Genomic DNA, 14,704 nt, shown 5'->3' on the forward strand with positions numbered 1-14,704 from the left:
AAGGAATTAGTATGCGAAATGCAAACCATTAATAATAACAAATTTATGTGTTGATGACGATGCAGGGATTCTATGCTTTTAATTCTAGCATTAAGGCTAGCAGCTCCCGCTTTTCTTCGACTGATAAGCCAAGCGTTCTTTCTCTCGTCTGTAAACTTTCAATTTGTTGATTGATACACTGAGCCAAAACATTGTCCAGTGAATCCATAAATACATCTTGGGTATTGTCTTGATCTATGGGTAATTCCCATACTGCCAAGCGCGATAATAGTTTTTCACTTTTATCCCCACGCCAATATTCTAATAATTGGCCTGTAGAGATATGGGGATTATGTCTGCAATTTTCAAGTAATTGTAGAAATAAACTTAAGCCAGGCAGTGGAATGTCTTGAACACTGCTTAAATCTGGGACTAATTGCGCCAAATTTGGATTTTGTAACAGTAAGGTGATCACTTCACGCATGGCTGTACGCTTCATCTCTGGTTGAGCTTGGCGTTTTGTTTCTGAAGCACCTTGCTTAGATATTAGTTGTTGTAATTGGCTTTCATCCATAATTCCGAGCGTTTTGCCAAGTTGCTCACGTAAATAAAGACGTAGAGTCCCACCTGGCACTTTATCGATTAGAGGAACGGCAAGTGTTGTTAACTTCGCTTTTCCTTCTCGACTGCTCGTATCTATCTGATCGACCAACGTTCTAAACATAAAATCAATTAATGATTCTGCTTGAGTTACGGCTTGCTCAAAGGCCACTTTACCGTGCTGGCGAATGTAGGTGTCAGGATCTTCACCGTCAGGTAAAAACATGAATTTTAATTGTCGACCATCATTTAGGTATGGCAGTGCTTGTTCCATTGCTCGCCATGCAGCCTCTCGACCTGCTCGGTCACCATCATAACAACACACGACGGTGCTTGTTTGGCGAAAGAGAAGTTGCATATGATCGCCTGTCGTTGCTGTACCTAGAGAGGCAACAGCGTAATCTACGCCAAACTGCGCTAAAGCCACGACATCCATATAGCCTTCAACAACGAGAGCTTGGGGTAAATCTTTATATGCTTGCAGTGCTTCATATAAACCATAAAGCTCTTTGCCTTTATGGAAAATAGGAGTTTCAGGTGAATTTAAATATTTGGGAGTGCCTTCACCAATTACGCGGCCACCAAAGCCGATAACGCGACCTCGACGATCTCTAATAGGGAACATGACTCGACCACGAAAACGGTCATAACGACGGCCATTATCGCTTTCAATTAACATCCCACCGTTGACTAAAGCATCTTGTGATGTTTTGTCTCGGCCAAAGTTATTTTTGACTAATTCCCACTCATCAGCCACATAACCGATACCAAATTTCTGAACTATTTCTCCAGAAAGGCCACGATCTTTAAGGTAGTTGATAGCATGGATATTTGCGGCTGATTTTAATTGGGAGCAATAAAATTGACTAATACCGCCCATTAAATCATATAGGCTTCGTTTCTGTTCTGAATTGGCCGTTGGACCTGAAGGAGCGTTAAAGCCACTACGTTGTTCTCGAGGAACATCAAGACCAAGCATAGAGGCGAGTTCTTCAATGGCTTCGACGAATTCTAAACGGTCAAACTCCATGAGGAAGTCAATGGCATTACCATGAACACCACAGCCAAAGCAGTGATAAAACTGTTTTTCTTGGCTAACAGAAAAAGAAGGGGATTTTTCATTATGGAATGGACAGCAAGCGCCGTAGTTCTTCCCTTGTTTTTTCAGTTTTACTCTTGTGTCAATGATATCGACAATATCGTGTCGATTTAAAAGCTCATCAATAAAACTGCGAGGGATATGTCCAGACATCTTTTTTCTTTTCCTGTAGATACAAACAAGCCGTGCATATCAAAGATAGCACGGCTTGTTTTATAAATAGAGTATTATTAAGCCAGTTTAGATTTAACTAATTGGCTTACTTTACCCATGTCAGCGCGGCCTTGGATTTGAGGTTTTAACACGCCCATCACCTTGCCCATATCTTGCATTCCAGCAGCACCAGATTCAATAATTGCTTCGTCTAATAACTTAGCAACTTCTTCATCAGTTAGTGCTTGCGGCATAAAGTCATCAAGCACTAAAATTTCAGCACTCTCTTTATCAGCAAGATCATCACGACCAGCAGCAGTGAACTGCGATACTGAATCACGACGTTGTTTAACCATCTTTGTTAAAACAGCAATGATATCATCGTCAGACAAAGTAGTATGACCATCGATTTCACGTTGTTTAATTTCAGATAGAGCTAAACGAATTGTGCCAAGGCGTATTTTATCCTTGGCTTTCATCGCTAACTTTTGCTCGTCTTTGAGTTTTTCAATTAGAGCCATAACTTAGTCCTAAATTAGGTAAGTTATTAGTACAGGCGAACGCGACGTGCGTTTTCGCGAGACAACTTCTTAGCGTGACGCTTTTGAGCTGCTGCTTTAGCGCGTTTACGTACTGTAGTAGGTTTTTCGTAATGCTCACGACGGCGAACTTCAGAAAGAATACCTGCTTTTTCGCAAGAGCGCTTGAAACGACGTAGTGCAACGTCGAACGGTTCGTTTTCACGTACTTTAACTACTGGCATATGCCTTTCACCTCAGGTGTTAGTCAATTCGCTGGTAGTTATAATTAACCAGCTATTATTCAAATTGGTGCCGAATTTTAATCCGATAGAGGCGTTTTGTAAAGCATTCTTGATTAAGAATTGAGTAATTTCTTTGTTTATTTTAGCTTCTCTAGTCATCACGTCGCTTGAGGTAGCTTAGTGATGTAGGTAATATGGCGTTAAATTAACAGGTAACTGAGAAAAATATGCGAATTTTAGGCATTGAAACCTCGTGTGATGAAACGGGTGTTGCGATTTATGATGATGAAAAAGGGCTATTAGCTCATCAACTTTATAGCCAAGTAAAACTGCACGCAGATTACGGTGGTGTTGTCCCTGAATTGGCCTCTCGTGACCATGTTAAAAAGACAATTCCATTAATCCAAGCAGCGTTAAATGATGCGGGCATGACTAAAGACGATATCGACGGCATTGCTTATACGGCAGGCCCAGGTTTAGTTGGTGCATTATTAGTAGGTTCAACGATTGGCCGCAGTATTGCGTATGCGTGGGATGTTCCTGCGATTCCTGTTCATCACATGGAAGGCCATTTACTTGCGCCAATGCTTGAAGATGAGCCACCTGCATTTCCGTTTGTAGCGCTACTTGTATCAGGCGGCCACACCATGATGGTTGAAGTAAAAGGCATTGGTGAATATCAAATTCTTGGTGAATCTGTAGATGATGCCGCTGGTGAAGCATTTGATAAAACAGCTAAATTAATGGGGCTTGATTATCCTGGTGGTCCTTTGCTATCAAAATTAGCAGAGAGTGGCACTAAAGGTCGTTTTAAATTCCCTCGTCCAATGACGGATCGTCCTGGTTTAGATTTTAGCTTCTCTGGTCTCAAAACATTTGCCGCAAACACCATTCGTGCTAACGATGATGATTTGCAAACTCGTGCAGATATTGCGTTTGCTTTCCAAGAAGCGGTGGCGGATACCTTAGCAATTAAATGTCGTCGTGCATTAAAGCAAACGGGTATGAAACGTTTAGTGATGGCGGGTGGGGTAAGTGCGAATACTTACCTTCGTCAAGAGCTAGAAACGATGATGAAAAAAATTGGTGGTGAGGTGTTTTATCCTCGAACTGAATTTTGTACCGACAACGGTGCCATGATTGCTTATGCTGGTATGCAACGTTTGAAGAATGGTGAGACAACCGATTTAGCGGTTCAAGCTAAGCCACGTTGGCCTATCGATCAGCTTAAACCGATTGCAAAATAACCGTGATTAACCAAGATCGTCAATGATTTTGGCTTATTTATTAAATAAAAGGGACTAAATTAGTCCCTTTTTCTTTGCCAAATTTTCTTCTCTTTACCTGCAAAAAATCGACGAATATTCTCGTGATGTTTTAGGACGATTAAGCAAGAAAGCATAGCAACAGGAAGGGTGTATTGGGGCTTTACTAACCAAGTGAATAAAGGAGCAAGTAGAGCGGTAATCATTGATGCTAAAGAAGAATACCCAGTCACCAATACTGTGATAACCCAACTACCAAATAACATTCCAGTTAAATCTAACCCTATCGGAGCTAAAGCCCCAAGAGCGGTTGCCACCCCTTTTCCACCTTTAAAGTGAAAAAATAGCGGGTACATGTGACCTAAGCAGGCTGAAATTGCAATGATGCCTAATAGTAGAGGATTAATTTCAAGAAAGTAGCCTCCCCATACTGGTAACATTCCTTTTAAAATATCGCAAAGTAGAACTAACCCTGCCGCTCCTTTACCACCAAGACGAAAGACATTGGTCGCCCCAGGGTTATGGGAGCCTGAATTTCTTGGGTCGGGTAAGCCTTTTAATCGACAAATTAAAACCGCACTAGAGATCGATCCTAGAAGATAGGCGATGATGATCATAATTAGTGCAAGAGGGGTCATGAATGAGCCTTTATTTAGGTGAACAGAAGCGATCAAAAATCATTTTTATAGTATATTGCTCAGCATATTGAGCAAGGTAATATCAATATTACGTTGTTTTTCTTTTAATGGGTATCCGACCTCTTAATAAAAAGTGTGATCAAAGATGGATTTAGTATTTATAAAACAGCTTGAAGTTATTACAACCATTGGCGTTTATGAGTGGGAACAGGGCATTAAACAAAAGCTCGTATTAGATATTGATATGGCTCATGACAATCAACCCGCAGCGGCATCTGATGATGTTCAACATTGTTTAAATTATGCAGACGTGAGTGAGGCGGTGACGGCTCATATTCAAAACGGTCGCTTCTTATTGGTTGAGCGTGTTGCAGAAGAGATCGCAGAGCTTATTATGACTCGTTTTTCAGTGCCTTGGATCCGCATTCATTTATCTAAACCAGGTGCAGTGGTAAATGCACACAGTGTTGGGGTTGTGATTGAGCGAGGAAGCAAATGATCACCACCTATATTGGCGTTGGTTCCAATATTGCCCCTGAAAAACACGTAAAAATAGCAATTGATGAATTAAAATCTTTAGGTGACGTTACCAAGATTTCGACGGTTTATGAAGCGGAGCCTGTTGGATTTTCAAGCCATAATTTTTTTAATTTAGTGGTGGAATTAAACGTTGCTCATTCATTGACTGAATTAGGTTCACTATTGCGTGCAATCGAAATTAAATGGGGCAGAGAGCCTAATGCACAGAAGAATCAAGATCGAACATTAGATCTGGATATTCTTTTGTACGGCGATTTAGTTTCGGGATCAGATCCTCAGTTACCGAGAGAGGATCTTTTTAAGTTCGCGTTTGCTATTTTACCTATGGTGGAATTGAATCCAGATCTTATTATTCCCAGCACACAACGTACCATCAGTGAAATATGGGCAGAGTTCCCTTATTCTCAATCGCTAAAACCTGCTTTATTAAATTTAACATTCTAATGGACTATCATGACGTACTTTGACGCTTTTTTTCTTGCTTTGTTGCAAGGGTTTACTGAGTTTTTACCTATTTCAAGTTCTGCCCACCTTATACTTCCTTCGGCAGTTCTTGGATGGTCTGATCAAGGCTTAGCCTTTGATGTCGCTGTTCATGTTGGAACATTAGCGGCGGTTATTATCTATTTTAGAAAAGAAGTCGTGACGTTATTAACGGCGTGGGTAGGCTCGATTACTAAAAAAGAACACAATAAAGAATCTAAACTGGCTTGGTTGATTATATTAGCAACCATTCCAGCAGCACTTTGTGGCCTGTTGCTTAAAGATTTTATTGAGATCTATTTACGTAGTGCATGGGTTATTGCAACGACAACGATCGTATTTGGCTTATTGCTTTGGTGGGTTGATAAAAACTCAGAACGAGTGAAAGGTGAATATGAGATGACGTGGAAAAAGGCGTTATTTTTAGGTGTAGCTCAAGCAATGGCGATGATCCCAGGCACTTCTCGTTCTGGTATTACGATTACTGCTGCTCTTTATCTAGGTTTTACTCGTGAAGCGGCGGCTCGTTTTTCGTTTCTAATGTCGATCCCCATCATTATTCTTGCAGGTTCTTACCTTGGCCTTAAATTAGCACTGAGTGGTATTGCTATTAACTTAGGTCTATTAAGTACCGGTATTGTGGTTTCTTTTATTAGTGCTTATATCTGTATTCATTTTTTCTTGAAGCTAATTTCAAGTATGGGAATGACGCCGTTTGTTATCTATCGCTTACTATTAGGTACGAGTTTACTTATGTGGTTAAGCTTTGCTTAGAAACTAGAAACTAGAAACTAGAAACGATAAGAGCAGTATGGCTAGAGTGGCAATTTTCTAGGCTTCAGGACGCTACGCTTACAGGTTTCAGGTGTACTCGGTTTTGATCTTCCTGAAACCTGAAACCTGAAACCTTAGCTTTTGCTTTTATAGTTTCTAGAGCGAAGCGTTCTAGTTAGCGTATAGCTTATTTGATATCTAACTTACTCTTCACTGCTTCAACTCGTCTTTTACTCAACTCTTCTCTAATCTCAGCCCCTTTAAATCCAGCAGCAACCACTTCTTTTACTTCCACACTTTTTGCTGCATCAAACGCCATTTTAAAACGTGCTTTTTGTGGGTATGGAATGGACTCTAATCCTAATCGGCCCGCATGATCCGCTTGGCAGCAGAGTAAGATAGGTTCTAAGCGCTCTGGTTTACGCCATACATCCATTTTATCGAGTATTTTAATAAAGGTTTGAGCACGAAGCTCAGGTGCTCGATGGATGTTAGTGTGGTGCTCACAAACCAGTAACGCTAAGTCTCGGTACTCGTTGGGTACTTTAACTCGTGCACAGAGCGTTTTAATGAGTTTAATACCGGTATGACAATGCATTTTATGACTTGGCCACTCTGATTCTGGTGTAATGCCTTTTCCTAGATCGTGTACTTGAGCGGCAAAACGAATAGGCAAATCGTGGCTTAATAATGCGGCCTGTTGAGTAACCATTAGAGTGTGGATCCCGGTATCAATTTCAGGATGCCATTTTTCTGGTTGTGGTACACCGAACAATGCATCCAACTCTGGTAATACAACAGCTAAGGCGCCACACTCTTTTAATATTGAAAGAAAAATCTCAGGATGCTGACTAGATAGAGATTTTTCCCATTCTTGCCATACGCGCTCTGGTGTTAGGTGAGCCAACTCTCCGCTTTCTACTAAGGTTTTCATTAATGTCATTGTTTCAGGTGCAATAGTAAAATCAAGATAATGAAAACGAGCGGCAAATCGAGCGACACGTAGTACGCGTAATGGGTCTTCGACAAAGGCATTAGATACGTGGCGTAGTAGGCGATTATTTACATCATCTTGCCCATTATAAGGGTCAATCAATTCACCATTATTGGATTGGGCAATAGCATTAATGGTAAGGTCACGGCGCAGTAAGTCCTCTTCTAAAGTGACATCTGGCTCGGCATAACAGGTAAATCCTTTATAACCTTGACCACTTTTGCGCTCTGTTCTTGCTAGTGCATATTCTTCTTTAGTTTTTGGGTGTAGAAAGACAGGAAAATCTTGACCAACGGCTTGATAACCAAGTGAGCCCATCTCGTTAGGGGTAGATCCAACGACAACCCAGTCTTTATCTTTTACATCAATATTGAGAAGTGAATCTCGAACTGCACCACCAACTAAATAAATATTCACGTTTTGCCCTACTCGTAGCCAAGATAAAGAGAACTTTCTTTACTTTCTTAGTACCAATGATACCGTGCAATCATAGCTTTTCGACTTTTTATTCCATATTTATTCTTGGAATTCCCCTGATAGGACAAACAGAATTCTTATGTACCAAGATTTTTTTGGCTTTAATGAGCTCCCGTTTTCAATGACACCTAATGCGCGTTTTCTTTATTTGAGCGAACGTCATAAAGAGGCGCTTAATTATTTATTGTCGGGATTAGGAGAAGGCGGTGGGTTTGCATTATTAACCGGAGAGGTAGGTACGGGTAAGACGACCGTATCACGCGCACTATTCTCTCAATTAGAAAGTAATGTGCATCTTGCTTTAATTTTGAATCCTATGTTCAGTGCTCAAGAGTTATTGGAGGCGATCTGTGATGAATTTGAGGTTTCTTATTCTGAAAATGCATCGTTAAAACAGCTAACAGACAATATTGTTCATTTTCTTAAAGCAGAGCGAGAGAAAGGTTTTCAGACTATTGTTGCTATTGATGAAGCGCAACATTTGGGGCCGGATGTTTTAGAGCAATTACGATTACTGACTAACTTTGAAACAGACAGTGATAAGTTATTAAAAGTGTTATTGATTGGCCAACCTGAGTTACAACAAAAGTTACAGCAAACGAATTTACGTCAGCTCGCACAACGTATTACGGCACGATATCATTTATTACCTTTAACGCCTCAAGAGATTGAATCCTATATACAGCACCGTTTGACGATTGCAGGCGGAGAGCTGTCACTGTTCCCGTCTTCTGTGATAAAGAAGATTGCTCTCCATTCTAGCGGTATCCCTCGTGTGATTAATCTACTGTGTGATAAAGCGTTGTGGATTAGCTACCAAAAGGGTAAACCGAGTGTAGGCAATCAAGCTGTCGTTCGAGCTTGTGAATTAGTGCTAGAGTGGCAGGTTGAAACCGACGGGGTAAGAGATAAAAAGCCTGCATTATGGGCTCCAACGATGATTGCGATAGGGCTATCGTTGGTGTTGAGTGTGGGAAGTTATCATGTTTTACCTCGATATTTAGATGCTCACTATCCAATTATAGAGCCGACTATTGAGATGCCATTAGAGGGTTTTTCCTCGCAATCAGAGGCTTTTCAGTCGTTATTATCGGTATGGGGTTATTCGGTAAATGAATTCCAAGCAAATTGTACTAATGCAAAAAGGGCGCAACTATATTGTTTAGATAGTAATGGCAGCTTGAGTGATTTATTAGCGATTAATAGACCTGCGGTGGTTTGGTTACAACAACAAACGGGTGAGGACTTACTAGCACTCGTTTATCGTGTTCACTCTAAAGGAGTGGAGTTACTTTTACCGTCTCAACATGTTGAAGTTTCTCATCAATGGTTTGAGCAGTATTGGAATGGCGCTTATATCCAGTTATGGAAAAAACCAATCATTACTGAACGAGCGATGAAGCGTGGTGATAAAGGAAAAGCGATCCTAGAGTTGAATCGTTTACTGTCTTTTGCATTGGAACAACCGTTTAGTGATTCAGACAAATTTAATCAAGAGACAGAACAACAAGTGAAAGAATTCCAAGAAATATTTGGGTTAGCTACCGATGGCGTTGTCGGATCAAGTACCTTAATGTGGTTAGACAGTGTGGTTAATATTGATGCGCCTTTGCTTCAAGGAGATAAGTAAATGTCGTCTTCTCGCTTACCTTTATGGGTGTTAGGCTCAATCGTAGTACTTCCTCCCTTGGTGGTATCTAGCTATCTTTCATTGCCTTACTACAAGGCGTCTCAACAAGAGTTAGAACCTTATAAGCCGACCTATACGGTATTATCATTACCAACTCTAGATACAAAGAAATTACCGCTACATGCGACAGAGTTGTCTTTAAATCGTTTGAAAGAGCCTGCGGAAAATATGAATTCAATAGAGGAGTTTGGAGGCGTTTCGAATTCAAAAGATAACAATGACATTGAGAAACTTACCGCTGAACAAAACCAAGAGCCTCTAGATATTGATAATTTAGATTTATCAGGTTTATCACCGGAACTGGCTGCGCGATTTACATCTATTTTAAATGAGCCGTCAGAGATTGAAGAACAGTACGAGAATGAGTCCGCTAAGTATGGCGATTCCCCTTATGTTGAGTTAGATAAAAAAGGCACTCAATTTTCAGGACAGTTACCCGCGCTTAATTTTCAAACTCATAATTACACGTCCAAACCAAGTCTCCGCTGGGTAAAAGTGAATGGTAAAGAAGTGAATCTTGGTGGGCATATTTCAAATGGAATTACATTATTAGAAATAAACCCAAGAAATGTAGTGATTGACTTCAAAGGCCAAAAGATAGGGATCCCGGCTCTGTATGAATGGAAAGGGTAATCACTATTTTTAATCGGTATAAAAAAAGCTCAGATAAGTCTGAGCTTTTTTGTATATATGGTTTATTGATTAGCCATCAATAATGATTAAGACCAACCGTTTTGTTTCTTTTTACGGCTTGGGATCATGTGAGGAAGTAGAAGGCCAAATAGTAGACCAATACCAGCAACACCACCGCCGTACATGAAGTACTTCAGCAATAAATCTTCTTTTTGTGTATCTAGTTTAGCGCGTAATTCACGAATTTCAGACTGAGAGCTAACCAATTGATTATTTACATCGCTGTAGCTTTGCTCTAAATCTTGCATTTGTTGGTTACGTTGAGTCAGGCTATTTGCTAACCCTGCTTTCTCATCATTCGCTGCTTTACGAGCATTAGCCAGTTGTGTTTTCACTGAAGTAAGTTCAGCCTCAACTTTTGGTAAACGCTCACCTAGACCAGCTTGGCGAGAAATAAATTTACTTTCAACCCAGCCCTTACGACCTTTAGTATCAACAATTTGTGTGAAACTAGAGTTTTTGCTGCTGCTTAATAAAGTAATGCGCTCACCCGCGTTTACACTGCCAATGATTTTGTATTGATTACTTGGACCTGAGTGCATGTACGTAAACAGGTTATCAGAAATATAACGAGTTTGGGCTTGCGCTGGCGCAGCAATAGCCCAAGCGAGTAAAATTAGGCTAATAAAATGCTTCACAATAATATTCCTTTGAAAAATGGATCCTGAACCGTTACACATTAATTTATGCATTATCATCGATTCAAACGAAAGTATAGATACTAAAAATATTTGGGTCCAGATGCAAGAAAAGAGGAGATTTTACTCTCCTCTTTGTGCAATTGTTTCAAAATTGATTAAGCTTATGCGCTAATGCCAATACCGAAGATTGCTTGCATTGCGTAGTAGAAAACTACGGCTAGCAATGCACCTGCTGGTAGGGTCACAACCCAAGATGCCACGATATTACGTACAACACCTAAGTTTAGCGCACCAATACCACGAGCAAAACCTACACCTAGTACAGCACCAACCAACGTTTGTGTCGTTGAGATTGGAAGACCAGTACCTGATGCTAATACCACAGTAGAAGCGGTTGCTAACTGCGCAGCAAAGCCGCGGCTTGGTGTTAGTTCAGTAATACCTGTACCAACGGTAGCCATTACTTTATGACCTAATGTTGCAAGACCAACAACAATACCAATACCACCTAGAGGAAGGATCCACCAAGCAATGGTACTTTTCGTTGTGATTTCACCCATATGTTCAACCGTTGAAACAACAGCAGACAGTGGACCAATCGCATTAGCAACATCGTTAGAACCATGAGCAAATGCCATAGCACACGCGGTAATAACCATTAATGTACTGAAGATACTTTCTACGCCAGTAAAACCACGGCTGTCTTTCTCATCGTTTACCGTATTTGCAAATTTACGAGAAATATACAGATAGCCACCAATCATTACTAATGCTGATACGCCTGCAGAGGCAACCCATGCTTCGCCATTACTTAAATGTAGACCAACGTGTTTTAGACCTTTCTTGATAGTAACAAGAGCAATAACCATAGTGGTGATGAACATGTATACTGGAACAAAACGCTTAGCATTCATTAGCGGCTTATCAGTATCAAATATCAGTCGTTGAGCACTGATAAAGATCATGTAAGCAAAAATACCAGATATGAGAGGGGTGATTAACCAGCTCCCTACGATACCTTGAACTGAGTTCCAATCAACCGCTTCAGTACCTACTGCAACACACGCAAAACCGATGATTGCACCGATGATAGAGTGAGTTGTTGATACCGGCCAGCCCATGTAAGACGCAAGTAATAACCAAGTACCTGCTGCAAGAAGTGCAGACATCATGCCGTACACTAATACTTCAGGCTGATGGGCGAAAAGAGAGGTATCAATTACCCCTTTACGAATTGTATCTGTAACTTCACCACCTGCAAGGTATGCCCCTGCAAATTCGAAGATCATTGCAATGATGATCGCTTGTTTTACTGTTAGTGCTTTAGACCCAACTGAGGTGCCCATCGCATTGGCAACATCATTTGCACCAATACCAATCGCCATAAGGAAGCCGAAGAAGGCCGCAACTAAAATAAGGGTCGTGCCGTAGTTAGCAAGAATATCCATTGTATTACCTGTTACTGAATCAGAAACTTATGAGCGAGATAGCATGAGTTCTAAACGAGAACCCACACGCTGTGCTTGGTCAGCAATGCCACCAACCCACTCAAGAATTTTATAAAGGAACATAACATCGATCGGATTGTACTTGTGCTCGATGCTCATGAGTTGCTGGCGCAGTTGAATTTGCAATTCGTCAGTATCATCTTCAATGATGTCTAACTTATTGATCATCTCAGCAACCAAAGTGACTTCTCGTCCCTTAAAGCCGGTTTCCAATAGCTCATCCAATTCGCTGATTACTTCTTGCGCTTGATTAGCCGCATCTAAACAGCGTTGAACATAAGCTAAAAATGCATCCTGCATAGAGCTTGGAATTTCAAGTTGACGACCAACAACGCGACCTGCGATGTCTTTAGCCAGGTTTGCGAGTTTATCTTGCTGAGTTAACAGACCGAGCATGTCGGTACGATCAACAGGCATGAACAACCCACGAGGAAGTTTTAAACGAATTTCACGCTTTAGAACGTCCGCTTCTTTCTCTAAATGAGAAATTTGCGCTCGAAGTTCATTCGCTTTTTCCCAGTCACCTTTTGCGCACGTTTCGAAAAACGGAACAAGAAGTGAGCAGCATTCATTGACACAAACAACATGACGCTGCAAAGGTTTCATTGGGGACTTGGCGAATAACCCCATAATAGTATTTACTGGCATGGTTTCTTAACCTAATAAAACAAACACCTAATGATGAATTGTTAGACGATGGCCACAAAGGCGCGAATGTTAACCCAATCCCACTATCAATAAAACTACTTTAGATCATGGTTTGGGCGTTATTTCTAGCTTGATACCGAACAGTTTAAGCCATATCCTTGGAAAGACAACGGTTATGAGGTCATTATGGAAACTGAAATCGAACTAAAATTTTTTGTTTTCCCTGAGTTTGTTGACATAATTATAGACAAAATATCAGGTGCAAAAGTCATTGAGCATAGTTGCTTAAATTTAGGAAACATCTATTTTGACACTCCTGAACAGCATCTTCGAAAGAGTGATACTGGATTGCGCATTCGTCGATGTAATGATGAACGTACACAAACATTAAAAACGGCAGGTCGTGTGGTAGCAGGATTGCACCAGCGTCCAGAATACAATGCAGAACATGACTGTGATGTGCCTAATGTTTATTTACACCCTCAAGACGCTTGGCCTAGTGATATTGCTTTATCGGACCTTCAATCACAACTAGCTCCTTTGTTTTCAACGAATTTTGTTCGTAAGCAATGGCTAATTGAAATGCCTGATGGCAGTGAAATTGAATTGGCATTTGATCAAGGAGAAGTCATTGCAGGCGATCGTACGACGCCGATCTGTGAAGTTGAGTTAGAATTAAAATCAGGCCAAACAGATGCGTTATTTACTCTGGCTAGGGATTTATGTAGCTCTGGTGGGATGCGTTTAGGTAACCAAAGTAAAGCTGCAAAAGGTTACCGTTTAGCAATGAACGCACCTGCAGATAAAGTAAAACCACTCTCATTGGTAAAAACAGAGTCGACAGATAGTGTAGAGACATGTTTTGTTAATTCGTTGGAATATGCGCTTTCTCATTGGCATTATCATGAACAAATTTACATCGATACTCAAAACCAATTAGCGCTACAAGAAATTCGTATCGCGATCGCATTTTTACGTCAAATATTTTTAGTTTTTGGCGAAATGGTACCAAAGCGTGCGAGTGAACGACTACGTCAAGAGCTTAAATGGTTAGAAGAAGAGTTGCATTGGCTTGATGAATCAGACCACTTAGCTTATTTAATTGAAGAAAAAGGGCATGTATTACGAAAGCTAGATGCGCGTAAATTCTTGGTAGCCAGTCTGAAAGAAAGTGAGAAATCACTGCCGAATACAGAAGAGATGATGATGTTATTAGTCTCATCTCGTTACTGTGGACTGCTGCTTGATTTGAGTCGTTGGATTTTAACGCGAGATTGGCAGCCTTTTTTGGATGATAAAAAGCGCCAGCAATTACAAGAACCAATAGACGGTCACTCTGGTGTATTACTGGACCGAACTTGGGAAGCGTTAGATGAGGCCTTCTCTGTATCCAATCAGCTATTACCGACTGATTACTTTAAATTAAAAATGCGTTTACGTCGTAATTTAATGACAGGAACCTGCTTTGCGCTTATTTATGATAACGTTCGAAGAAAAGGTTTCCGCTTACCTTGGCTTGATCTTTTGCAAGGCATTGATGATTTAATGAGTTTAGAGCCTGTACGAACTCGTGTTCAGTTACTCGATGATGCTGAAGAGCGAGAGCAGTTAGAGCGCTGGTTACTAAGGCAAGAACGTTCAATTTTACATGCAATGGAGCAAACTCGCCAAGCGGGATTAGAATACCCCCCTTACTGGCAATAGTTGTTCATACTGCCAGCATTACTTTAGATAATAAAAGAGAAGTGATTGAACTATT

The 14,704-nt window shown here is 40.7% G+C and carries 15 protein-coding genes; 7 read left to right on the forward strand and 8 right to left on the reverse strand.

Annotation, left to right across the window (positions count from 1 at the left end):
- Window positions 1–70: 70 nt before the first annotated feature.
- The 3 genes from dnaG to rpsU form a co-directional block, all read right to left on the reverse strand.
- Complete coding sequence (gene dnaG, locus PVK62_RS05080) at window positions 71–1,831, reverse strand: DNA primase (protein WP_274442434.1); 1,761 nt, start codon at window positions 1,829–1,831, stop codon at window positions 71–73.
- Window positions 1,832–1,908: 77 nt separating this feature from the next.
- Complete coding sequence (locus PVK62_RS05085) at window positions 1,909–2,352, reverse strand: GatB/YqeY domain-containing protein (protein WP_274442436.1); 444 nt, start codon at window positions 2,350–2,352, stop codon at window positions 1,909–1,911.
- A gap of 26 nt (window positions 2,353–2,378) precedes the next feature.
- Window positions 2,379–2,594 (reverse strand): 30S ribosomal protein S21, encoded by a 216-nt coding sequence (gene rpsU, locus PVK62_RS05090; protein WP_005421025.1) that lies wholly within the window; start codon window positions 2,592–2,594, stop codon window positions 2,379–2,381.
- Window positions 2,595–2,821: 227 nt separating this feature from the next.
- On the opposite strand from rpsU, the gene tsaD reads away from it, so the two are divergent.
- Window positions 2,822–3,841 carry a tRNA (adenosine(37)-N6)-threonylcarbamoyltransferase complex transferase subunit TsaD gene (gene tsaD, locus PVK62_RS05095; RefSeq protein WP_274442442.1) on the forward strand — a complete coding sequence of 340 codons (1,020 nt, stop codon included), beginning with the start codon at window positions 2,822–2,824 and terminating at the stop codon, window positions 3,839–3,841.
- A 59-nt stretch (window positions 3,842–3,900) separates the two neighbouring features.
- Here the strand turns inward: tsaD and plsY are convergent, their stop codons facing one another.
- A complete protein-coding gene (plsY, locus tag PVK62_RS05100; RefSeq protein ID WP_274442443.1) occupies window positions 3,901–4,497 on the reverse strand; it encodes a glycerol-3-phosphate 1-O-acyltransferase PlsY in 597 nt (198 codons plus the stop codon).
- A 145-nt stretch (window positions 4,498–4,642) separates the two neighbouring features.
- On the opposite strand from plsY, the gene folB reads away from it, so the two are divergent.
- Genes folB through PVK62_RS05115 form a run of 3 tightly spaced genes read left to right on the forward strand, consistent with a single transcriptional unit; the run spans window position 4,643 to window position 6,294 of the window.
- The gene (folB, locus tag PVK62_RS05105; protein ID WP_274442444.1) at window positions 4,643–4,996 is read left to right on the forward strand and encodes a bifunctional dihydroneopterin aldolase/7,8-dihydroneopterin epimerase; all 354 of its coding nucleotides are present in this window, start codon (window positions 4,643–4,645) and stop codon (window positions 4,994–4,996) included.
- Complete coding sequence (gene folK / locus PVK62_RS05110; RefSeq protein WP_274442445.1) at window positions 4,993–5,481, forward strand: 2-amino-4-hydroxy-6-hydroxymethyldihydropteridine diphosphokinase; 489 nt, start codon at window positions 4,993–4,995, stop codon at window positions 5,479–5,481. Before folB ends, folK begins: the two co-directional genes overlap by 4 nt.
- A 9-nt stretch (window positions 5,482–5,490) precedes the next feature.
- Entirely contained in the window at window positions 5,491–6,294 is an 804-nt protein-coding gene (locus PVK62_RS05115) for an undecaprenyl-diphosphate phosphatase (protein ID WP_274442447.1), read from the forward strand.
- A 187-nt stretch (window positions 6,295–6,481) separates the two neighbouring features.
- Here the strand turns inward: PVK62_RS05115 and PVK62_RS05120 are convergent, their stop codons facing one another.
- Entirely contained in the window at window positions 6,482–7,705 is a 1,224-nt protein-coding gene (locus tag PVK62_RS05120; protein ID WP_274442449.1) for a multifunctional CCA addition/repair protein, read from the reverse strand.
- 139 nt (window positions 7,706–7,844) lie between these two features.
- Here PVK62_RS05120 and PVK62_RS05125 point away from each other — a divergent pair, with 139 nt between their 5' ends.
- Together PVK62_RS05125 and PVK62_RS05130 are read left to right on the forward strand one after the other, a co-directional pair.
- A complete protein-coding gene (locus PVK62_RS05125) occupies window positions 7,845–9,395 on the forward strand; it encodes an AAA family ATPase (RefSeq protein ID WP_274442451.1) in 1,551 nt (516 codons plus the stop codon).
- Window positions 9,396–10,088 carry a general secretion pathway protein GspB gene (locus PVK62_RS05130; protein WP_274442452.1) on the forward strand — a complete coding sequence of 231 codons (693 nt, stop codon included), beginning with the start codon at window positions 9,396–9,398 and terminating at the stop codon, window positions 10,086–10,088.
- A gap of 86 nt (window positions 10,089–10,174) precedes the next feature.
- Here PVK62_RS05130 and PVK62_RS05135 read toward each other — a convergent pair whose 3' ends face one another.
- The 3 genes from PVK62_RS05135 to PVK62_RS05145 all read right to left on the reverse strand — a co-directional run bounded on the left by PVK62_RS05135 (window position 10,175) and on the right by PVK62_RS05145 (window position 12,945).
- Entirely contained in the window at window positions 10,175–10,786 is a 612-nt protein-coding gene (locus PVK62_RS05135) for a TIGR04211 family SH3 domain-containing protein (protein ID WP_274442453.1), read from the reverse strand.
- A gap of 164 nt (window positions 10,787–10,950) precedes the next feature.
- Window positions 10,951–12,237, reverse strand: coding sequence for an inorganic phosphate transporter (locus PVK62_RS05140; RefSeq protein WP_274442454.1), 1,287 nt, complete (start codon window positions 12,235–12,237; stop codon window positions 10,951–10,953).
- A gap of 27 nt (window positions 12,238–12,264) precedes the next feature.
- Entirely contained in the window at window positions 12,265–12,945 is a 681-nt protein-coding gene (locus tag PVK62_RS05145; protein WP_130043936.1) for a TIGR00153 family protein, read from the reverse strand.
- 186 nt (window positions 12,946–13,131) lie between these two features.
- On the opposite strand from PVK62_RS05145, the gene PVK62_RS05150 reads away from it, so the two are divergent.
- Window positions 13,132–14,649, forward strand: coding sequence for a CYTH and CHAD domain-containing protein (locus PVK62_RS05150; RefSeq protein ID WP_274442455.1), 1,518 nt, complete (start codon window positions 13,132–13,134; stop codon window positions 14,647–14,649).
- Window positions 14,650–14,704 lie beyond the last annotated feature (55 nt).

The sequence above is a fragment of the Aliivibrio sp. S3MY1 genome (genome assembly GCF_028765575.1).
Lineage (GTDB): Bacteria > Pseudomonadota > Gammaproteobacteria > Enterobacterales > Vibrionaceae > Aliivibrio.